The 22,571-nt window shown below is 62.3% G+C and carries 15 protein-coding genes; 4 read left to right on the plus strand and 11 right to left on the minus strand.

What is annotated here, in order from left to right:
- Positions 1-252: 252 nt before the first annotated feature.
- The 4 genes from ASF65_RS10390 (at position 253) to ASF65_RS10405 (ending at position 8,058) form a co-directional block, all read left to right on the plus strand.
- Complete coding sequence (locus ASF65_RS10390) at positions 253-1,887, plus strand: VPA1262 family N-terminal domain-containing protein (protein WP_055888593.1); 1,635 nt, start codon at positions 253-255, stop codon at positions 1,885-1,887.
- Positions 1,881-3,320 (plus strand): hypothetical protein, encoded by a 1,440-nt coding sequence (locus ASF65_RS10395; protein ID WP_156369246.1) that lies wholly within the window; start codon positions 1,881-1,883, stop codon positions 3,318-3,320. Before ASF65_RS10390 ends, ASF65_RS10395 begins: the two co-directional genes overlap by 7 nt.
- Positions 3,321-3,785: 465 nt before the next feature.
- Entirely contained in the window at positions 3,786-4,568 is a 783-nt protein-coding gene (locus ASF65_RS10400) for a DUF1837 domain-containing protein (protein ID WP_055888598.1), read from the plus strand.
- Complete coding sequence (locus ASF65_RS10405) at positions 4,555-8,058, plus strand: DEAD/DEAH box helicase (RefSeq protein WP_055888600.1); 3,504 nt, start codon at positions 4,555-4,557, stop codon at positions 8,056-8,058. Before ASF65_RS10400 ends, ASF65_RS10405 begins: the two co-directional genes overlap by 14 nt.
- Before the next feature lie 715 nt (positions 8,059-8,773).
- On the opposite strand, the gene ASF65_RS10410 is transcribed toward ASF65_RS10405, so the two are convergent.
- From ASF65_RS10410 to ASF65_RS10460, 11 genes are all read right to left on the minus strand, one after another.
- Entirely contained in the window at positions 8,774-9,589 is an 816-nt protein-coding gene (locus tag ASF65_RS10410; protein WP_244486612.1) for an IS5 family transposase, read from the minus strand.
- Positions 9,590-9,668: 79 nt separating this feature from the next.
- Positions 9,669-9,983 (minus strand): hypothetical protein, encoded by a 315-nt coding sequence (locus tag ASF65_RS10415; protein WP_055888601.1) that lies wholly within the window; start codon positions 9,981-9,983, stop codon positions 9,669-9,671.
- A 174-nt stretch (positions 9,984-10,157) separates the two neighbouring features.
- The gene (locus ASF65_RS10420; protein WP_055888604.1) at positions 10,158-11,615 is read right to left on the minus strand and encodes a hypothetical protein; all 1,458 of its coding nucleotides are present in this window, start codon (positions 11,613-11,615) and stop codon (positions 10,158-10,160) included.
- Positions 11,616-12,556: 941 nt separating this feature from the next.
- The gene (locus ASF65_RS10425; RefSeq protein ID WP_156369247.1) at positions 12,557-12,883 is read right to left on the minus strand and encodes a DUF6634 family protein; all 327 of its coding nucleotides are present in this window, start codon (positions 12,881-12,883) and stop codon (positions 12,557-12,559) included.
- Entirely contained in the window at positions 12,880-15,372 is a 2,493-nt protein-coding gene (locus ASF65_RS10430; RefSeq protein ID WP_055888608.1) for an AAA family ATPase, read from the minus strand. The genes ASF65_RS10425 and ASF65_RS10430 overlap by 4 nt, the downstream gene beginning before the upstream one ends.
- Positions 15,372-15,812: a hypothetical protein gene (locus ASF65_RS10435; RefSeq protein WP_055888610.1), complete on the minus strand. Its 441-nt coding sequence runs from the start codon at positions 15,810-15,812 to the stop codon at positions 15,372-15,374. Before ASF65_RS10435 ends, ASF65_RS10430 begins: the two co-directional genes overlap by 1 nt.
- 130 nt (positions 15,813-15,942) lie before the next feature.
- Positions 15,943-16,908 carry a hypothetical protein gene (locus ASF65_RS10440; RefSeq protein WP_055888612.1) on the minus strand — a complete coding sequence of 322 codons (966 nt, stop codon included), beginning with the start codon at positions 16,906-16,908 and terminating at the stop codon, positions 15,943-15,945.
- Between the two features lie 543 nt (positions 16,909-17,451).
- Complete coding sequence (locus ASF65_RS10445) at positions 17,452-18,384, minus strand: restriction endonuclease (protein ID WP_055888614.1); 933 nt, start codon at positions 18,382-18,384, stop codon at positions 17,452-17,454.
- Between the two features lie 7 nt (positions 18,385-18,391).
- Complete coding sequence (locus ASF65_RS21810; RefSeq protein ID WP_200940018.1) at positions 18,392-19,618, minus strand: hypothetical protein; 1,227 nt, start codon at positions 19,616-19,618, stop codon at positions 18,392-18,394.
- On the minus strand, positions 19,615-20,991 hold the full coding sequence (locus ASF65_RS20840) for a restriction endonuclease subunit S (RefSeq protein WP_082505394.1): 1,377 nt from the start codon (positions 20,989-20,991) through the stop codon (positions 19,615-19,617). Before ASF65_RS20840 ends, ASF65_RS21810 begins: the two co-directional genes overlap by 4 nt.
- Entirely contained in the window at positions 20,991-22,535 is a 1,545-nt protein-coding gene (locus ASF65_RS10460; protein WP_055888618.1) for an N-6 DNA methylase, read from the minus strand. Before ASF65_RS10460 ends, ASF65_RS20840 begins: the two co-directional genes overlap by 1 nt.
- Positions 22,536-22,571: the final 36 nt, after the last annotated feature.

The following is a 22,571-nucleotide window of genomic DNA, read 5'->3' on the forward strand; positions in this document are numbered from 1 at the left end:
TCACTGCCCTTCGGCATCCTTCGGCATACTTCGGCATCCTTCGGCATCCTTCGGCAGCTTCTGCGCACCGGACATCGGTTAAAGCAAAGCCTAGTTGCAAATCTAGACACTAGTTTTAGTTGCAAGCCCGTCGGGCGAATGTTTCGATTGCGTCCAAAGGTAAGGCTCTGCACGGGCTTGAAACGGCGGGCACGTAGGTCGGGCTACGACCGCAGCGTAAGCGCGCATCAGGAAAAGGAGCCTAGAGCGACCGTGACCTTCGAGAAGCTCCGAGCAGAGTTGAGCTGCCTTCTAACCCCCGGCCGCATAGGTGAGTTCGACCACATCGAGCTGATCGAAGTGATCGGAACGCCACGTGGAGGGGCGACAATTAACGTCCTGTCCGTCGCCGTGCTGTCGGAAGGTCGCTCCGCGGTCGGAGATGCAGAACAGGCGGAGCGCCTCACTGAGCGGATTGGACGGATTGACGGCTTCAAGGATTGGTCGTTTGGCGTCATGCGCACGTTCCGGCCGGTCGCTGCCCTCGATCAGGCCTTGGCAACGCTCGCTGTCTCGGGAGAGTGGACCCTAAGCGGGCGCACGCTCGGGACGGGCACCTTGCGCCCGGAGCCCGCTATGTTCGCACCGCCAGACGGAACGGTGCCGGTTCCGCTCAATAGCGTTCTGAAGAACAACTTCTGGGCAGGATCGCATGTGTTCCGGCTCACGGACCAGGAAAAGACCCCCTTTGCCCCCTTCTTCGCCGACCGGCGACGGCTGCAGAGACTCTCTGATGCCGTTTCAGTTGGCGTGCCAATCACCTTTGCTGGCCTCGCAGATCTTCTAGGCGATGTACTGATTCAGCTTCCCGTCACGATCCTGGTGCCAAGCGTTACAGCGCCCCGCGGCGCGGTGCATTCCGACGTTGCGGTGGCATGGCGCAGCGGTGCCGCACGGCGTCCTTTAGCGACAGCCGCCCGCACCCGATGGGACGAGCTTCTAACTGGGGCGGCGGTCAGCGAACGTTTCACGGACAGCGTCCGACTGCCCGTCGATAATCACCGTCAACCTCTGGAAACGGAGATCTGGGACGAAGGAGGCATTTTGGTTGGAGCGACGGCCTCGACGTCGACCCTCAAGCAAATCGCGCTTGGGATGCACGTGAGTCAGCACGAACCGCGTATTTTTAATGTGCCCAACGTAAGAGGTCAGCCCGTTGCCGAGCGCGTGGAGCTCACGGAAACAACGACCAGCTTCGTTGGCACGTCGGCCGGTCAGGACGCAAATTTCTGGCTCGGTCGCCGACAGGACCTTGAGGAGAGGCGCCGGCTCGAGGCGACCCGCGACTTCGTTCAGTACCGCCCCCAGATTAACTCGACTGACGAACAGGATCGGGCTCTGGCCGACCTCCGCTTCCTCATCAACAGGCACGGCCACACCGGGGTAGATCTCTGGGACCCATACCTTTCTGCCGAAGACCTCCTCCGTACGCTGTTCTTCTGCTGCCACAGCAACGCACCCCTGCGTGCTTTGACGGACGGTCGCGATCCCCCTCGCGATGCCACGCAAGAATGCTCAACCCCGGAAGAACCGGCTGCACTGAATCCCCCCTTTCCGGATCGGCAGAGAGTCGTCTTCGAGCGCGATGCCGGAAATCGGGAAGGGCTACGCCTTGAGTACAGGACCCGCCGAGGGCCGAAGGGCTGGCACTTCCACGATCGCTTCCTGATCTTCCCGAACCTGCGCGATGGCCCACGGGCTTGGTCGCTCGGAACCTCGGTCAACAGTCTTGGGAAAGCCCATCACATCCTGCAGCGGGTGTCGAACCCCGCCATGGTAGCCGGGGCGTTCGAGGACCTTTGGGCGGCCTTGGACGAGCCGCAACACGTCGTGTGGAGGTCTTGGTGACAGGCGCGTCAACGATCCGGCGTCTCATTGATGTGTGGGACGGAGAAGTCGTCGCTCCAACCGTCATCGAAGGCGTGATCTCGGAGTTGGAGGCGGAGAACGCCGACCTGATGGTTGAACGCCTAGCGGCGGCGGCCCAAGCGGACCTCGGTGACGTTCCGCGCGCACTTACCACCTCGCCACGCTTCGCGGCTGATGAAACGCTCCATCTGGCGAGACGTCTCGGCTGGACCGTGAAGACGCTCGCCGATTGGGACCCGCATCATGAACGGTCGGGCTTGCGGATTGAGGCGGCGTTGGCATCTGCGGCGGCCTGGAACTGGCATGGGGGTTTCTGGGAGGCGGCGCGGCCTCGCCTTCAAGGATGCCGCCTCACGATCGCGGCGCTTGAGATCGTGCTACGCAGACGAGCGCCGCAGACACAGGTTCCTGAAAACGCGCCGCTCTGGGAGCGCGAACATCTGCAGGCCATGCAGGAGGCTGAACGGACGCAGGACTGGACGGAACTGAGAGAGCGTGCCCAAGCCTTCAAACAGCTTCCCCTTCCTGATCTGGGTGCGGGACAAGCAACATTGGCGCTCTCGTTTCTCGATTGGCCACGCTTGGTTCGCCTGGCCGACAAAAGCGAGGGCTGGTTGCATGGCCATCTTCTCATGGCGCCATTGCCACTCGCAGACGCCCTTCGCCTCGCGGCCGCCAGCCGGAATGGCTATGCCCGGTTCGCAGCGCTGGAACGCATCGCCTACCGGGAGGTGCGCCCGCTCCTGCCTCAGGAGGAAGTGGCACTCCGGAACCTGCTGATCGTTCTGGCTAAGGACGCGAACGAGTGGCCACGCTGGCTCACTGTGTGCAATCGCTACCCCATACGCCATCCCCATATGCAGGCCGCTTTCGGTCTGGCTCTGGCTCGCAGCGATGAACCCGCGCTCCAGGCCTATATCGACAGCATCTCATTGAGCACGTCGGATACCGATATCCGGGAGAACGTCACGCACTGCCTGTCTGTATTTCGGGCGCGGGCCGGTGCCGGCCGGCGACGTGCGCTCTGGCGGGCAGCTTTCGAAAGATGGGAGGCCTGGGATTTCGCGAGGAACCAGGAGCAGAACCTCACCTCTCTTTCTCGGAGCGCATTGGACTACGGCGTGGTCGGCTGGCTCGTCGAGAGCCAGCCGCAAAAGTCGCTAGCCGATCTTGAACAGACCTTCGTGGACGATCTGCGTACTTTGGACATGCAATGGCACGCCTCGCTGAGTTCGGCCGTCTCGGGCTTCGTCCGATTGGTCTCTCGGTATCAGGTTCTATCCCACGCGATACGTCGATCAGCAGGCGACGCCGACTGGCTGCCGGGTCCTGCTGTTGAGCTTCCGGCGGCAGCAACTGACGAGTTCCTCCAAAAAAAATATCGCTGGAGCGACCGCCAGATTTCAACCTGATAAGCTGCTGAACTGCCGATCCGCTTTTCGCACCGCATTCCCGAAAGCGGACGGTCTGAAAACCACCCTGCCCAGAAATTATTTCCAGTTCCACAGTGGGCCGAAAGCAGCCTGTCCGCTTCTGCATCCCCGTTGCCGATAGCTGCCGTTTTGCTGACGACAATCTTGACCGCTCGGGCACCCTCCTGCTGTCCCATGGAATTGGTTCAAAAAAAGAGCGATCAGATCGTTTGATACGGTTCAGGATATCGCTGGCCGCGCTATTGAAAACGACCCTGTACGATCGGATGCGGCACAATCCAACACAATCCGGCAACTCGGGATCAGTCAACCAAGGCTGGCGACTTGATAAGCTGTCGGCAAGAATCTGTGGTTGCATACCTTCAATCTGTGAACGTGCTATGGCAGCTCGGCGGAGGGCGGACTGCGACCCAATAAACCCACGGCTGATCGATTGAGGTGCGTATGGGGCTGTACGAGCGGTGGTGCGAATCCACCAAAGAAGAGGACAAGCGCAGGCGCTACTGGACCTATGTCGAGAAGGACGTCGGCCGGGATGACATCCGGGATGACCTCGCCGAGACCATTCGCTTTCACTACGACCGGCTCGAACGTATCGCTGAGGATGTTGCTCGGCTTGGCTATAAGGTAGCGGCCAAGATCCTCAGCGAGGCGATGCCACAGACGCCCAAGGGGCGTTCCGGCGATCTCGGCGAGATACTCGCAACCGAGTTGGTGGAGGAAGAGATTGGCCTGCGAGTTCCCGTGCGCCGCCTCCGCTACAAGGACGGCCGCAACATGGCCATGCGCGGGGACGACTTTATTGGAGCGGGCTACGATGGAGCTAGTAAAAAGCTTAGGCTGCTGAAAGGCGAAGCCAAAAGCAACATGGTGCTTGGCAAGACCACGGTCACGAGCGCTCGAAAGGTGCTCAATCGCGACAACGGCCGCTGCACGCCAGACTCCCTATTGTTCGTAGCCAATCGCCTGCTGGAAAGCGCCGACCCCGGCGACAACGAATTGGGCCGCAGTCTCCGCGATGAAGTCGGGGTAAAATCCCTTCGTGCGGATCGCATCGACCATATGCTCTTCACCGTGTCAGGCAACGGCCCCCACGCCTCACTGAAAGACGATCTCGACGCCACTGGCACCAACCGCGACCATTACGTTGTGAACCTCCACGTCAAAGATCACCAGGACTTCATCGCGGCCATGTACCAGGAGGCGGAAAACCTTGGAGACGACTGACGAATTGACCGCCTTTTTGGCCACGGCGACAGTCGACGGCATCCTTGGGAGGCTACTTTATCGAGGTGCGGCGTGGTCGTTGATGCGCGAGGAGGGCGTGCTGCCGCCGAACGCGCCGCCCCTCGGTGCAACGATCGAAACCGATCTCGCAGAACACGGCTTCGCTGTTCTTCGAGGTGCCATGGCGTTGCGCGCTCAGGCCGGAACTTCGGATCTGACGAACAAGGCTTTCGAGCGCGCCGCAAACGCCTTCGAAGCGCTGGTACGCAACGGAAACTCGGAAGCTCCTGATCGTGGCTTCCGCCGCACCATCGCTGCCGCAGCCTATCACCTGGCCGGCTTTTCGGCCGTTGCGTATTCGCTCTTCAGCGAGGCCGATGATGACCTTAACGCCTCGCCGGGAGAAAAGGCGATCCGGCACTTGATCCTGCGCGATCTAGGCGAATTGCGCGGCTTCGTTCGGGATTGGTTGAACGACGAGGCTCATGGCGACGAACAGATTGCGGCGGCGCTGACAGACGAGGAGCCCGACGTCGACGAAGTGCTATCGACCATTCTCAACACCACGATCTGCCGAGCACTGGCGCATTTTGACTTTGCGCTGGAGACGGGCGAGCCCGATCCGATCGAGATCGCGCGGAGCCTGCTTGGCACCGCAGTCAGACTGGCGGATAACGCCGAGAATGTGCCGCTGTGGTGGATATCCAATCTCTGTCGTCACCTGATCGACGATCTGTGGCAGCACTCACTGCACCAAAACCTGCCCGACGAACCGCCTGAGGGGACGGAAGAAAATTACCCCAATTTGCGCCGGCTGTTCATATCATCGCTCTACGCCCGAAAGACTTCTGAGGTGGAACTATGGCCATCTCAGCGCGAAGCGGCTCAACGTTCCACAAACGTCACTGACGACTTGGTCGTTGCCTTACCGACGAGCGCCGGCAAGACGCGGGTAGCGGAAATCGCCGCGCTGATGACTTTGTCGTTGGCGCGCAGGGTGTTGATCGTCACGCCATTGCGTGCCTTATCGGCGCAGACCGAGCGGTCATTCCGAAAGACCTTCGCGCCTCTCGGCTTTAGTGTATCGTCACTTTACGGTGCCAGTGGTCTCTCTGCTGGTGATGAAGACGCCTTGCGGACACGCGAGATCATCATTGCTACGCCAGAAAAGCTCGATTTCGCGCTGAGAAGCGATCCTAATCTGATCGACAATGTCGGACTGATCGTCCTCGACGAGGGGCACATGATCGGTCCGAGTGAACGTGAAATCCGTTACGAGACGCTCGTGCAACGTCTGCTTCGGCGCGCGGATGCCGCGAACCGCCGGATCGTATGTCTGTCCGCTATCTTGCCAAGCGGTGACGAGCTGGACGATCTCACCGCCTGGATTCGTTCCGACGAACCGGGTGAGCCAGTGCGTTCTGACTGGCGTCCTACGCGACAGCGGTTCGGTGCGCTCACTTGGAGGGGAAAGGACGCACTGCTCCGACTAGACCTCGACGAGGATGGCCCGTTCCTCGATAAGTTTGTCGCGGAGAAACCGGCACTCGGAAGAGAGAAGAGACCCTATCCGCGCAAGAACTCACACCTTGCCCTGTTTGCAGCGTGGGAATTTGCGAGCCAAGGCAAACGGACATTGATCTTCTCCACGCAGGCGAACTGGGTCGAGAGCTACGGCAAACAGGTCGTGGATCTTTGCAAGCGTGGCTATCTGGGTTCTCTGCTGGAAAACGGAGCGTCGATCGCACGCGCCTTGGAGGTTGGCAATGAGTGGCTTGGGGAAGACCATCCCGCCGTCGCTTGCTTGAAGCAGGGCGTAGCCATCCACCATGGCCGGCTACCGAGCCCGTTTCTGCGTGAGCTGGAGACTCTTCTATCCGAGGGCGTACTTAAGGTTATCGTCGCCTCGCCAACGCTTTCGCAAGGCCTTAATTTGAATGCCGCCGTGCTGCTGGTGCCCGCTTTGTACAGGGCCGCTGAAAAGATCAAAGGCGAGGAGTTCGCAAATGTTGCCGGCCGCGCTGGGCGCGCGTTCGTGGACGTCGAAGGCCTCATTGTCCACGTCATGTTCGACAACATCGACTGGCGAAAGAAGGAATGGAGAAAGCTGGTCGCGTCCGCCAAAGCCCGCACGTTGAAGAGCGGCCTTATCCAGATTGTTGCCCAGATCCTCGAACGCCTGTCGCGCGAGGGTGTCCTCGATCGCGATGATGCGTGGGAGTATCTCGCCAACTCCCGCGAAGCGTGGAGATCTCCCGAAGAAGAAGCCGCAGTTGCCCAGCGCCTAGCCGCAGCCGTGGACTACGGTGACGAGGATGACAGTGACGAAGAAGACAGCGGCGATGAGGAAGAAACCATCGATGAGGAGCCGCTTTCGCAAATTGTTGAACGCCTTGACGCGACTGTTTTCGGCTTGATTGAAGCGCTTGACGCCGATCGCGCCGATCTTCCGAACCTCCTCGACGAAGCGCTTAAAGGATCGCTGTGGGCTCGCCAGATTGCCCGTGAGGATGACGATATCGCCCCGTTGCACAAGAAGGTGTTTGAGGCACGCGCCGACCTCATCTGGAAAACTACAACGGCGCAGGCGCGACGCGGACATTTCGCCATGGGTGTCGGCCTTGAAGCTGGCCTTGCAATTGATGCCATGGCCGATGGACTGAACGAGCTGATCGATCGAGCAGACCAAGCTGCATTAAGCGGCGAGGTCGACGAACTCGTCGATGCGCTCGGTGGCCTTGGCGAAAGGCTGCTCTTTATGCGGCCTTTCATTCCCGACAAGGCAAATGCACTTCCGGCGAACTGGAAGATCATCCTACACAGTTGGGTATCCGGCGAGGAAGTCGTAAAAATCGGGCCGCAGAACATGCGAGCGGTTGAAGAGGCTTTTACCTATCGCCTAGTTTGGGCGCTCGAAGCCGTTAGAACCCGACGCATGTCCCTTGGCTGGTCACCGGAGACAGTGGCTGGCGGTGCCGCCTCTACGGTCGAAACGGGCGTTCCTCAATTTATGATGGCAATGCTGATTCGCGCAGGCCTCCCCTCGAGGCGCGCAGCCAGGGCGGCGATCAACGGAGCCAAGCCTATCTTTGTTACGCCCGCCGAAATGCGGGTTTGGCTCGAATCCGATGAGATCACGGCGTACACGGATGCTGGCGACTGGCCGACGCCCGATACGGCCGCGCTGTGGGCGCGCTTTCGGACCGAAGCACTCAGCGGCAGCATTCAGAAGTGGTCGATCGAGCACTACCAGCGCCTACTCGACATTGAGGTTGCCCCGCCTGCCGGCCTTTATCGGATTGTCACCGACGAGGGTGATGGTCGGACTTGGCTGGAAACGCCCGACTATCAACGGGTCGCTCCGTTCAAGAAGCCGGCTGTTGATCCCAAGCCTAGCATATTTTCGGGCCGGCTGCCGGGCAATACTAGGCTCGTTGACTCCTTGCGGGTCGGTCGCGGAAAACTGCGTTGGCCCCGTGCCGATGCGTGATGCGGATATAGCATCGTCCTATTTGCTCACGGGATGGAAGTTCATCAAGAAGGTCAAAGATCCCAGATCACAATCGATCCCGGTTCGAGCATCCCCGGTATACTAGAGGGATAAACAGGAGCGTGGCCATGCTGTGCGAGTGCCTGAGGCTCCGCCACACGCCCGAGTCAAAAGGATCGCTGGCGATTACCCGGCCGGTATCCAGAGCAAGGTCGGCTTTTGGACATCGGCCAATGAAGCTCTGACGTCTGGAAGGGGCGCGAAGCCGACGTTTGATCACCTTGCTTGAAGTTGCCCTATACCCATACCTACAAAGCGCCGACCCGCCCATTTCGGAAAGTCCCAATCAGCGACGAACATCCCTAACGCGACAGGTCCTTGCCGGCGATCCTGTACCGCAAACCGGTATGACAGGCGGAAAGTCGTACTGAGCCCGGCCTCGCGAGCGGCAGAAGGCTTCCTGGAAATGATTTCCGACGTTCTGCCAGTGCCGTGCTGAGGGCGATCTCGAGTTCTGGATGGTCGTTGCAACGGCAAACGGCGTTTGAGGAAGTCATGGGGGCCTCTACCCCTTTCGACGCCTGAACGCCGGAGGTTGCCATTCGTTTTGGAAGGCGTCGGCCTGCCCTTGGATGACCCGAGCGAGGGAGACGACCAGCCAGGCTGCAAGGCCGTTCCGGTCGGCAGACGAACATCTTAGAGTCCGTCCGGAAAGTCATTCTGCTGAGGCGATCCGTCGGATAAGGACGTTTGCTGCGGCGGCGTGAAGGAAAGCGGTCGACGAGGCGATCGTTGCCTCTGCGTCCTTCCAGAGCCGCCGATTACGTCCGAGCCAAGCGAAGGTTCTCTCGACAACCCAGCGCCTTGGCTGGACGGCGAAGCCGATTTGGCCAGGCCTTGGTCGCACAATCTCGACCGGCACCGGGCTGGTCTGGCGAACCCTTTCACCTTGATAGCCTCGATCAGCGAAGATGCGCTCGACGAAGGGAAAGCGGTTACGTGATGCGCGGGCAAGTGGACCGGCGCCGTCACGATCTTGGACCGAGGCTGCGCCGACGACGAGCGCAAGCAATTGGCCGTCGGTATCGACCAAGGCATGGCGTTTTGCGACCGACGATGCGCTTGGCGCCATCGTAGCCGCGCGGCCCGCCACTCTCTCGCAGGTCCGGGCGGTCTGACTGTCCATGACCGCCGCGCTGGGTGAGGCATGGCGGCCGCATCGCTCCCTATCGGCCAGAACCAGCCGATGGCCGAGGCCCTCGAACAGGCGCTCGTCACGGAACCGGCGGAACCAGTCCCAGACCGTGCTGCGCGGCGGGAAATGGTCCGGCAACATGCGCCACGGGCAGCCGGAACGCAGGATGAACAGAACCGCGTTGACGATCTCGCGCATCGGCCAAGCCCGAGGTCTGCCGGTCACGGCCGTCTTCGGCAGAACGGGTTCGATCGGCGCCCACTCGGCGTCGGTCAGGTCGCTCGAATAGCGAAGATGGTCTCTGTTATGCTGCGCGCGGGTGGCTGGCGTCCACATGCCTGGTTCCGAGGAAGGCTTCGAACACCTCCACGGAATCAGCCCGATGCCAGCCACTCAACCGTTTCCGGACGGGCTCTTAGAGACCGCCGTCCGCTGCGTCTGTCGCCCGAAGGTGCGGCTTCGACTGGAAGGTCCAGCCGTCCTCGTAGCGGTCGATGAGATCGCTGACGCGGCGATCGGCGCCGCTAGCATCAAAGCCGAGCTCGACTAGCCGCCGGACGATCTCGCGATGGATGTGGCCGAGCCCGGTCTCGTTGCCGTTCTCGATCATCAGCGTGATGAACCAGTGCAGGGCGACCCGGGCGGCGTCGTCACGCGACGGGATCTTCCGGCGCTTTTGTTCGGCGCGATAGACGCGCTGGTACTCAGCTTGGCGCTGAAGCCGGGCCAACCGCTCCGGCTTGGGAGTCGCGTCGACGGGCTTCGCACGTCTTGGTGCTTTCGGTCGGGTTGGCGTCAGCGTGGTGGAACTCATGTCGGTCATGGGTAGCCCATCGGGAAGAGGAAGGCGAAGGGTTTGCGGTTCCGCCGTGCGCTGACGGCGGAACCGGATGGCGAAGGACGATCAGCGCGCCGTGCCGTGGGTACCAGGTGCGGCGTTCGGGCGCCCGGTCGGCATCGACGGGTCGGCCGAGAGGAGGCCCGGGATGATCGTGCGGCGGTTCGGCTGGAACTGCCGGAACTTCGGCGCCGCCGCGGCCTCGCTCGACGGTCCGGGCTTCGCCGCCGCCGAGTCGGTCACCGTCAAGCTCGCCTCGGCGCCGTCAACCGGGCGTTCGGCGACTTCGGACGCTGCCTCTACTGCCGTCGTCTCGTCCGGCTGCCTGCCTTCCGACTTTTCGAGGACGACTTGGGCGCCGTCGTCCGCCGAGCCGTTGTCGGCGACCGCGTGGAGTTCGCCGTCGGTTTCGTCCGCGACCTCCGCCGCCTCGCCGTCGTTGCCCGATGCGCTGCACTCGACGCCGTCGAGCGCGAAGGCGAGGACCTCGGCGATCTCGCCGCCGATCCAGTCCTTCACGTCTGTGGCGTCCGGCCAGGCCTCGGCTGAGGCCAGTCGGTTGAGCAGGCGCAACACCGCCGCCCAGCCCGTGTCTTCCAACGGCAGGTGCCGCACCGCCTGTCCGCCGCCGAGCGAGGCGGGGTCGATGTCGCAGAGCATCTCCGTCAGCTCGCGGTGCGTCTGCCGGGCGACGGGCACGAGCTCCTTGGCGAGCTTGCCTTTCTCCAGCCGCTTGCGTCCGGCCGCTTTCAGCGATGAGCCGAGCACCTGCCGGATTGCCTTCAACCCGTCCGTGACGCTCTTCCCCTGCCGCGCGAGCTTGGCGGCCCCAAAGGCGCGCAAGCCCTTGGCCCCGCCCTTCCTTTCGGATCCGGCTTCGCCCACGACCGCGGTGTCGCTCTTCACGAGGACCTTCACCTCGGCGACCTTCATCGGCTGGCCCGCGGCGAAGGAGGCTAGGACGTGGTCGACGTGCCCGGCGCTCGCCGGGATCAGGTGGATGAGGACGGTCGGCGTCACCTGGTGCTGGATGAACTCCGCGCGCCGCTCGCCGAAGAGCGTGTGGACCTTCGCCCAGTTGTCCGCGAACTTCCAGCTCGTCCGGCAGCGCTGGACGACGGCCGCCTTCCAGTGGTCGAGGTCGGGGATCGCCTCTTGCATGACCGCGAAGGCCGCCCCCAGGTCGAAGACGTTCTTGGTGGTCTTGCGCCCGATCGCCTCGACGATGGCTGCGCTCTCTTCCACGATTGCGCGCACCTCCGGCGCGAGGGCGTCGATGTCGAAGGCGACCTTCTTCGGCTTCGCTTTCGCCTTCTCCTTGGGCTCCTTCGGCGCCTTGGCTGCTGCCTTGCCGCGGGTGACCTTCTTTACCCTCTTCGGGCGGCGCGTCTTCTTCTCTCGTGCGCGCGTGTGGCCCGCGTCGCCCGCGTCGCCTACGGCGCTCGCCTGGGCGGCTGCGGCCGCGGCCGCGTTCGTCTCGTTGTCTTCGCCGAACGTGTTCGGCATGTCGTTCTCGGTGGTCATGGCCACTCCTTAAAGTCGTCGCATTCGGAATGAAGGCAACTAAGCCAGTTTACCACAGTATCAATAGCTCGCCTAATCGATATAAAACGCTCTATACTTTGATTCTTTACAGATTATTTTGGGTTGTTTATTAATTTCAGGATTGCTAGGCGATCTATTTACGACTCTTTGCGTTATTAGTAGACTTATGCTAACGAACTCAAGATGCTGATTTTATTTTCCGCCTCCGCAAAGTGCTCTGGAGGCCGCCGCATAGATTTCGGACACGGTTGACACCTGCCCCTCGATCGGCAGGTCGACGCCGAACGCCTTCGCGGAAGTCATCAATTGCCGCCATTTCACGGTCAGAAGTTGTCGGAATGTAAAATTCCGGGCGGCTCTTTTCGCACTCCGGAATTTATTTCCGACGGTGTTCCGGACATGCTTGGTAAGCTTGATGACGTCAACGAACGGGGATCGACGCCAACGGCGTTTGCGCGCGAATCACTTGTTCAGATCATTAAAACGGGGGCCACACCCTTTGCAACGTGAAGCCACGGCTCTGCAACGTTGGCACAGAGCTTCGCAACGATAAGGCGCAACTCATGTCGCGTCACCTCGCATCGTTTCAAAGCGCAGGCACTCGATACAACGAGAACAGGCCCAGCGACCTTTCAGCGCCGATGGCGACGGCGGGAATGAATCGAAAGTCCAGCGCTTGGCAACGCGGGCTTCGAACTGCGCAACGATTGCCAAGGGGTCCGGAACGGCAATCCGCAACATGAACTGAGTTGGATAACGTCGCCAGGGAGGGGCGATACGTTGCGGGCACGTCCTGATGAAGGGAGAACACTCGCGACCTTCGATCAACGTCGCGCTGGTGAAGATGGCTGCGGGAGGCTGGACGGTTCGCGCCCAGCCTCCCCTTACCCTCCGCTTGCCGCTCCGTTCGGCGCGGCTCGTCAATCTTCAGTGGCGGGTCGTCCGAGGCGGTAGAAGCGGCTCAGCGTCCGGGCATAGCCGTGATGCGGCGCGAAGAGATGAAGCTGCGACGTGGCCGTCCGGGCGCCCGACCGCAGTTTGGGATGGCCCTCGACCACCCCCGTCAGGCAGGGCTGCATCCGCATGCCGAGCGCCCAGTTCTCTAGGAGCGGCGCGTCGGCAAGGTCGCGCATCGTCGGATGCGGTCCTCGGTCGATACGGGCGATGTCACGCTGGAGTTCGGTCAGGAGGTGCAGCTCCTCCTCCATATGGAGGGCGGTGCCGTTTGGCATAATGATAATGCTCATGCGAGATCGATGTCCGTTGATGGCGTCGCCGCGACGGTGGCGCCAGGATCGGTGGAAGAGTCGATGATCGATGGGTTGAACGCCGTTTCCGGACCGTTGGCGTCGGACGCGGTGGGGCAGTCCGTCGCGCCCGCAGCTTCGGTGTTGGCGCGGACGGCTTTGCCCACCCCTTCCGCATTGAAGACGGCAACAATCTCGGCGGCGTTCAGGCTCCCTGCTTCGGCTAACGCGTCGGCAAGGCGCAGCAGGCTGGCTCGGTCTCCCTCGATTGTACGCTTGGCCAAGGCAAAGGCCGCTTCGAGCCGGGCATGGACCGCGGCCTTCAACGCATCCTCGCGCAGGAGCAGAAGCTCGGCATTCTCGACCGAGCGGTAGAGTAGCGGCAGGTTCAAGCCAAAGCCGAACTCGAGTTCCATGGAGGAGGCCAGGCGCGTTGATTTCGCAAGATCGCTCGTCGGCGGTCCGCCAGAGCCGATCGAAGCGTCGCCGAAGACGACCGTCTCCGCAGCTCGTCCAGCCAGATGCATCGCGATCATCGCCATCACCCAGTCCGGCGACTGCACGACGTCGAGATCAATCTCTGCTTCGGCGAAGCCGCCGCTCACCGCCTCGATGGTCAAACCAATCTCGGTGCCGAGCTTCAGCGCCCTGCGAACCAGTGCGTGGCCAGCCTCGTGGACGGCCATGCGATAGCGCAGGTTCCGCGACCGCATCGGACGTCCTGCGGCAAGGCTTTCTTCCAAATCCGCATGGACCAGGCTGCGCCCTTCCCGCCGCGCCCGGCCGCGCGCTTCCCGAACCAAGCGCTCGATATCCGCACCGCTGCGCCCGACGGCCTGCCGCGCCAGAGCATCAAGAATCTTCGTTCGATCGGGCATGGAATCGCCTGTTGGACTGCGTGCTGCGCCCGGTGCGGAGGCGACGACAGCCTCCGCGTCCTCGCCGAGATGGTGCGACAGGATTCCTGCCAACGCCTCGCGGTCTGGCAGCGGGATGGTAATCTGTGTTTCCCATCGACCGGAGCGCTTCAGCGCCTCGTCCATCGCTTCCGGTCTGTTGGTCGCACCGACAATGATGACACCTTCCGATCTGGCCGCGCCGTCCATCAGCTCCAGCAACTTGTTGACGAGCGCGTTCCAGTAGTCGGCGAACTCACGGTCCTGCGGCTGGCGTTTGCCGATACCGTCGCACTCATCGATGAAGAGGATCGAGGGGGCGTTACGGCGAGCCGTCTCGAATGCCTCACTCATCTGTTTGATGACGGCGCCAAGATAGCTCGCTTGCAGCCACGTCGAGACCGACGTGACGTAAAGCGGCAGTTCCAGGCTGTCGCAAAGCGCGCGGGCGAACGTGGTCTTGCCTGTGCCGGGCGGCCCCGACAGAAGCAGCCGTGAGCTAAGCTGATCCCAGGGCAAGGCCCCTGCCCGCCACAGCGTCAGATCGGCCTTGAGGTCCAGCGCCCAGCCTCGCGCCGCACCGTAGCCCGCAAGCGTCTCGACATCGAGATGACAATAGCCGTTCGGTGCTTCCGGCAGGACGAGGTGGCATCCGGCCGACGAGGCAGCGGACGATCGCTCCGAGCCGCGACCATCCTTTTCTTTGCGTGTCTTGGCCTGCCGATCCCTGTCGCCGGCGGACAGGCTGCCTGAGCGGCCGTCGCGGGAATCTTGCGACTTGGACCAGCCGTCGCCCGGACGTCCGAGGCCTCCGCCTCCACCTTCGTCCTCGCCGCTCGGATCCTTGTCCTCCTTTCCCGACGCCGCGAGGTGGACCAACGCCATCACCATTCGGTCGATCGACATGCCAGGCCGGATTGCGACCGAAAGGTCGGCAAGGGACAGGTGCATCGGATCGAACGGATGTGCCGAGAAGGCAGCCTCAACCGTTGCAAGACCGTGCCTGCCAACCCGGGCCGCCGTCCCGGCGATGATCTCTTGGTCGAGGCACCCGGCTTGCAACACACGGTCGGACACCATCGACAGCAAGGGCGGCAGCGCCGCCGTCTCTGCAAGCACCAGGAGTGGATGCCCGCAGCGGGCCACGTTGGCGATCCGAGCGCGCAGGACTCGCTCATCTTCGCCTTCGGGATCGTCGCCGTCCGCTTCCCGCAGCATCGTCACGATGCGCCAGCCGATGTCCGCCTCGTTGGAGAAACGCACGTGGCCATCCGGCCGCATGTAGCTGACGTCAACCGTCTGGGCGCGTCCGGGCAGGATCGCTGCGCCCTCGAGAAGGCGCAGCGCGGACGACGCAAAGCCCTGCGCCTCGGCTTGAAGGATCACGACCGGGTCAGGACGACCCAGCAGCGCGCCGAGACCACCGACGTCCAGGCCGCCCTGCTTCAGTGCCCGCTCGACGAGAAGAAGTGTCGCGACGCTTTCGGCGACGGCAGGCTCGTCGCTGACGGCGAAGGCCGGGATCGACGACGGCGCCGACCCCTTCTGCGACGCTTCCTTGCGCGACCCGCGCGCGTGCTTCACCCCCGTCATCAGGCAGTTCCCTGGCCGGAGGAACGCTGGATGGCCGTCTCGATGAGACCTTTCCTCGCCAGCCAGTCGATGACGAGGCGGCAGGTCGGGTCCCCGGCGTCGGCGTGGCGCTCGAGCGTCTCGACGAGGATCGCGGGGTAGCGGTGCAGGGTGCGGCCGTCGTTGGCGACGCGCGCCCGCTCGAGATAGCCCTCGTGCTGGCGCGCCGTCCACAAGCAGAGCCCGACCAGCACGGCCGTGTCCTCAGTCCCGGTTGGCGTGAAGGCGTGCTCCCCGTGCACGGCGTCCGAGCCGGGCAGAGCCACGTCCGTCTGAGTGAACGGGATGAGCGACGAGCACGGAATGGCGCCAAACGCGGTGCTGGAGCGAAGGGTGATGACGTTCGTCCCACGATCCGGACGCGGCGTGCCGGAGGACGAGACGTTCTGTGCGGTGGGCATGGATGGGTTCGGCATGGACATGGCTTTCCCGTGCGCCGCGCCAGCGCATCCGGCGGCTGCGGCGAAGTTGAAGGAAGAATGGATGGAGGCTGCGGACCCGGATCGATCCGGATGCGGCGTGTCGGCTGGATCAGTGGTGGAGGCGTGCCCGGGCGAAGCCGAAGCGGATGTCGCGCGGCAGCGGCGGCCTGTCGGCGCGGAAATGATTTCCGCTTCGGCTGCTGGCGGAGATGTTGGCGGATGCAAAGCCTGCGAAGGCTGAGCCGTCGCCGACCTCGTCGTCATATGGCGTCGTGGTTGGATCGACGATGCAATTCGGCGGCAGGATCGTGTCAGTGCCGACCAGCCGCCGCGTCTCAGCCTCGAGCAGCGCGCGAATCCGCGTCCCAAAGCGGCCCCGCAGTTCCGTCATCGCGTCCGCCGCGCTGTCGATTTCCAGGAGGTCGTCAATCTCGCTGAGCGACCAGATGCCGTTCGCGTGGTCGCTCTTTCCGCTCGCACCGTCAACGATCGCGATCCCGACGCTGTCGACGGTCAGACGCTTGTGTTCCTTATAGAGCCAGTCTGGCAGGATCAGCGAGGTCGCCAGCATCTTGGTCTTCAGCTCGGTCAGGCGATGCGTGTCGAGATAGGAGGCGACCGAGCGCTTCACGTCGAGAACGATGGCGCTTGCGTAGCGCTGGTTCACGAGAACGAGGTCCGGCGTGTAGCTGAGTCGCGTCCTCGCATCGGCGTCGAAGCTGAGCCCCTTCAACGTGCCGGAGCGGTTGTGGGCAACCGCCTCCAATGCCGCCGGGGTGACGGGCAGCTTGAGCGCCTGCGACAGGACGACGAGGTCGGGGTTCCGCTGCCCGATGGCGGCGATCGCCTGTTCAAGCAACCTCCCCTCGTGGAACGATACCGCGCGGATCCGCGAGGCGAGGCCGAGGAAGTCGCCGAGGATCGCGTCCGGTGCCGAGCTGCTGGCTGCCACGGCGCCGACCGCTTTCTCGATCAGCGCGTCGAGGTCGGTCTTGAGGTCAGCGTAACGGACGCGGCAGGAATAGCGGGCGCGCTCGGCAACAGCCGAGGCGTCCCCCTTCGATGAACGAAGCATGGAATGTCCTTGAGGATCGGCGAGACAATCGGCACGGACCGCGATGGCAGACGCCGTCGGCCTTAGGACGCGAACAACGGCGTCCGGCAAACGGCGAGCAGCGGGTAACAGCGGGAGAAAGCGAATGCCCTGCGTAACCCGTCGGCGGTTGGTGATCGTCTCGGATGGAAACGGAAGCGAATAGCGCTCAGCGCGTCAGGCGCAGGTCGCTGCCAAACAATGCGGCCGCGCGCGATTCCGCCGCTCGGCGGACGCCGTTTCCCAATCTTTCCTCGAAAGGACGAAGCAGTTATGGCTCGTCATAGCCCAAGACCTCTTATCCAGGTTGCGGGTCAGGCCCTCGTTCGGTGTTGGCGCACCAGCGGGGGCCGTCTCATATCGGCTTGAGGCATTCCCAAGCCCACGAGAATAACTGAGCCCTTCAACCACTGATCGCAAGACGCCGGTCAAGGTTCGGCGCCAGGATGGTTAATGCTGAGCTCTCCGACAGCACTACCGGAAAGGCGGAAGCGGCCGCGACAATAGGTTTGCCTACGCTTACCCTCAGTCCTCGGTGAAGAAGTCCTCGTCGAGACGCTGGATATCGATCCGGGTTTGAAGTCGGGTGCCGACGCCGTGCTCGATCATGAGGCCCGTCAAGCGTTCTCCGTCGATCAGCACGACGCGCTGGAGTAGGTTACGGACGTACTCCGTGGCGCCCTTCGTAAAGCTGGACGTCGTGACGAAGACGCCCTTCGAGGCGCCAAGACCGACGAGCGAGCCGACGAAGCTTTGCAGCTCAGGGCGCTGGATGGAGTTTCCCTCCGCGTAGCGTTTGGCCTGAACGTATATCCGATCGAGACCGAGGCGGTCCTCGCTAATGACGCCGTCGACGCCGCCGTCTCCAGAACGCCCGAGCTGCTCGGCGGCGTTCTTGTGCCCACCGCCATAGCCCATCGCCACCAGCAGATCGACGATCAGGCGCTCGAAGAATGCTGGCGAGTTTTCACGGATGCGATCCAGTAGCTCCGCCCTAAGCGCCGCATGCAAGGCGCGGTGAGCTGCCTCGATCTGCTCTTCAGGCGTGGCCTGCGGAGTTGCGACCGCCGGGCCAGGCGCCACGGTGGCGATGGCCCCTTCGGCCTCCTGCCCCCCTTCCTTCTGGTACCATGCCCGAAAGGCCGGATAGGACTCCAGAAAGCGCGTATCGAGCCTTTCGGGCGGACGGGCTAAGAGCGCTCGCCCGGCATCGGTCGCGACGAAGCGCCCACGAGCCGGGAAGACAACGAGACCTGCTTTCGACAGGTAGAACTTCGACCAGTGAATACGGTTATGCAGCACGCGTTGGCGGCCGCTCGGCAGGAGCTCGTCGCGCTCCTGGTCGGACAGTCCGAACTCGTCGGCGATCTTTTCAGAAACATCCGGCACCCGCGTCTCGCCGCCTGCCGCATGGCGCAAAACGGGGAGCATCAGGGATTGGTAGTCGGGAATCGCCATCTGTCAGTCACTCTCGCCCGGCGGTCTGAACCATGTCCATGAGGCGACGGAACTCCGCGTCCGGCATGTCGCTCTTCCAGCGGTTCACGAAGCGACAGACTACTTGCACATTGTCCGCCTCATAGTGTCCGTCGCTATCGATCCGATCGAGGGAGACCAGCATCTGGTCGTCGTCATGTGCGCCATGATACTGGAGCGGCAGGCGGGAAAGAGCGCAGCGGCCACCCTGCTTTTTGATGAGGTCGGCGAGTAGGGTTCGAAGAGCCTGATCCGAGACTCTCAGTTCCTTGTTCCTCACGACGCGTACGACGGTCTGTACATTCGACTGAGCGGCAGTGCGCCGCGTCATCGCCATCATCACGGCGATAGCGTGCTCCAGAGCCGTCTGCGGATCGAGCGCGGTTGCAAGGCTTTCATGCTCTGGCAAGTGGTTGGCCGAGGGCGACGGCTCGTTGGCTAAGGCCGCGCGTTTTCGAAGTGCATTGCTCAGTTCGGCGTCTGACAGATGCTCGGCCAAATGCAGGCCATGGATGACCTCGGGATGCAGATAACTGCGGAACAATGCGGTTTGCGCAGACACGGCGTCATCGTCACGTTCCGGCGCGTCTTGAGGATCGCGCCACGCAGCGAGGACCGAAAACCAGATCGGCGTTTTGTTCGAGCGAGTGAGCGGAGTTAGGTCATTCGCTTCGGCCAGTCGCCTGCCCAGCCTGCCATAGGCGGCATTGACCGAGCGAAATTCGGAGTAGCCTGCGGCAGGAGCAAGCTCGCCCATGCTCATTTCGCCGCCGAGCGCATGCGCCCTCAAAAGTGCGGGCTCAGTCTCCGTCGCGCCATCGTTTAGAGATGTGGCATACTCCTCGGCGGACGCAGTGCGGCGCAGCGTGAGCCCTGGCACAGCGATGGGAGCTGCCTTCTCGAGCGACAGGCGAAAGTGAAGGTGCGCCACCTCAGTAAAGAGGACGACGTCTCCGATAGCGGCGCCCGTTTTATCAAAAACTGATCTTGCGAATGTTCGGTTCTGAAAGAACGTTCCTGCCCTGCCGTTTTTGGTGGGTATATAGGTTTCGATGACCGCGCCATCATGCTCAATCCGAACAAAACGCGTGGGAGGTTCGTGTCGGGTGGTCCCTCCAATGACTTCGACGGGAAGCCGATCTCGAAATGGAGTAATGTAAATGTGGTCATTCGTGAAATTTGCCGAGGTCAGCGGCTTGCTTCGATAAACATTCATGGCCTCGCCGTCCGCCCGCGTTTCGGTTTCAGCTCCGCCGCCCGCTCGGCGCGGATACGCTCGAGAAGGACGCTGGCCGGCTCATCGTTCTCGTCCTGCGGCACAAGTTCGCCGCGAAAGGCTTTTGCATGGATCGCCTCGTCCAGCTTGCCGACGAGCGCCAGCGCGCGCTTGGCCTCGGCGGCGAGACGGTCAATGTGGGCGAAGGCGGTTTTGATGCGGCTGACGATTTCAGTTCTTATCGCCGCATTCGCGTACGGCACAGAAAGCGACAGCAAACTTTTCTGTCCTATGTTCCGCATGGAAAGCTGATTACCGGACGAGATATTCATCAGCGCTTCGCGGCCCATGGGTGACCGAAGATACCAGAGAAGCCATGTGCCCACCGGTTCGTTAAAATCGAGCCGTAAGATCTTGTCACTTAGGTATAGATTCTCCGGCACTTCGGCGACTATCACAACGGCGCCAACGAGTTCGAGCGTGTTCGCTCTCGAGAACAAGAAGTCACCCGATTTAATTCGAGTATCTTCGTCCGGCTCAAAATCCTGCGGAAGAGTTTTAGACTGCTCAGCGCGGAATGCGCCCCACGTCACAGCACTTACCTTTACAACACCCTTTTCGTGGGGGTGCGGTGGCCTTTCATCGCACTGAAGATTTTTTCCCGCTTTGATACGAACGACGAGGTCACCCAAGTTTTTCTGCCCCAACTTCCCGCTGAACGCCTTATCGAGCACTGCCTGCTTGTAGCGGGAGACGAGGGTTTCGATGCGGGCTAGTTCGGTGCGGGCTCGGGCGGATTTCGCGGACAGCGCATTCAGCTTGGCAACGATGCGCTTTTGCTCGGCGAGTGGCGGAAGATCGATGTGAAACGCTTTTACTTGAGGAAAATAGATAGTCGTATGAGTTGATCCTTCGCCAAACCTCCGAATTTCATCTCCCTCCGCTAGAAGGGCGTTCATCAAGTAATCCGGACAGAGCCCTGCCGAGCATGTCCAATTCACGAAGTCTTGGCTTGTCGCCATCCGCCGCCCCATCTTGACAACGTAGCCAACAGAAGCCGTTCGCGACAAGCAGATGGTGTCTTTCGGCAGCAGGACAGCCGCCGAGTTTTCAAGGCCGAGGTTGGTTATATATTGGTTCGTTACTTTTATAACACCACCGTGGTGCGCTCCCGCATCACGGATACCGATCCACGGAACGTCGCCGTCCCAATACTCAGGATGCTGTCGGCTCGGCGTGTGGCCCGTACCGAGTTCTGCGATATCGGATAGTAGTACCCGTACCCATCCGGGGGGAAGCGAATGACCTGGATCATTGACTGATATCGCAAACCGTCCTCTTATGACCTTATCGGTCGCTGCACGCCCTGCCATCAGACTGCCGCCTTCGTGGCGATCGCCATTTCGCCGCAAAGCTCCTCGCTCAGCGCCTCGATCTCCAGCATCGCCGCCTGCAAATGGCCGAGGATCGCGGCCGCAATATCCTCCGGCTCGATCAGCCCCTCTTCCGCTTCTTCTGCTGCCTCGCGCAACCATGAGAGGTCAAGATTGTCGCCACGCGCTGCCACATCCTCGCGCGAGAACCTTCGCCAACGGCCTTCCTCACCTTCGTCAGGGCCACGCGTCGCGCCGTTCGGGTCTTGTCCGTAGGCCGCCACGAACCCTTGGAAATGCGCCGCCGTCAATTGGGTCGTCTTGCCAAATTTCGGCATCTGGGCGCGCAGGTCGTAGATCCAGGTGGCTTTCGTGTTGCCGGTCTCGGTCTTTCCGCGCCGGAGGAAGAGAACGTTGGTCTTCACCCCTTGCGCGTAGAAGATGCCTGTCGGCAGGCGCAGGATCGTGTGGAGGTCGCACCAGTCCATTATCATCCTGCGCAGAGCCTTGCCTCGCCCGTCCTCGAAGAGGACGTTGTCGGGCACGACGATCGCGGCCCGCCCGCCAGGCTTCAGCACGCGGATGCAGTGCTCGACGAAGGGAAGCTGGTAGGAGGAGACGGTGGCCGTGACGGAGAGATCGTCGCGCGTCGGCGCGCCGCCAGCCGGGCCGAAGGGCGGATTGGTGAGGATGAGGTCGGCGCGGCCGAGCGTCTTGCCCTTGTCCGACAGGGTGTCGCCGAGATCGACATGGTCGCTGTCGATATCATGGAGATAGAGGTTCATTAGGAGAAGGCGCAGCGTGCCTGGCACGTTCTCCATTCCATTGAAGGCACGGTGCTTCTGAAAGTTCTGTTCCTTTTCGCTCAACGCCAAATAGTCGTCGGTGTGGGCTTTGATGTAGCGGTCGGCGGCGATGAGAAAGCCCCCCGTACCGGCGGCCGGGTCTTGGATAACCTCGCTGGGCTGGGGCTGCATCAGGCGCACGAGCACGTCGATGAGGACGCGGGGCGTGAAGTACTGGCCGGCGCCGCGCTTGGTCTCCTCGGCGTTCTTCTGGAGAAGCCCCTCGTAGAGATCGCCGAACTGGTCGCGCTCCTCGGAGAACCAGTCGAGTTCGTCGATGGCGGTGACGAGCGTCGTCAGGTTCTGCGGTTCGCGGATGAAGGTCGAGGCGTTGTCGAAGATCTCCTGCACCATCTTCGGCAGGAGCCGCGCGTCCGCATAGCGCTTGCGCTCCTCCATCGAGGCACCCTCCCCAGGCGGCGCGACCAGTGCATCGCCCTTGCCGAGGCGGGTGCTAACCGAGCCGAGCGTGACGAGCGTCCGGCGGTAGAGTTCGAGCTTGGACAGCCCGTTCGCCTGGACGAGATCGGCCCAGCGCATGCCGACCGGCAGGCTTCCCTCCTCCCGGTTCCGCTCCGCCATCATCTTGAGGAACAGGAGGTAGGTCAGCTCCGTCACATATTGCTGGTAGGTGACGCCGTCCTTGCGAAGGACGGTGCAGAGGCGCCAGAGTTTCTGGACGATGGCGTTGGCATTCATAGGAGATGCGCCTGCTTTGGAACCGCGTTCGTTGCC

This window comes from Aureimonas sp. Leaf324, assembly GCF_001423245.1.
Lineage (GTDB): Bacteria > Pseudomonadota > Alphaproteobacteria > Rhizobiales > Rhizobiaceae > Aureimonas.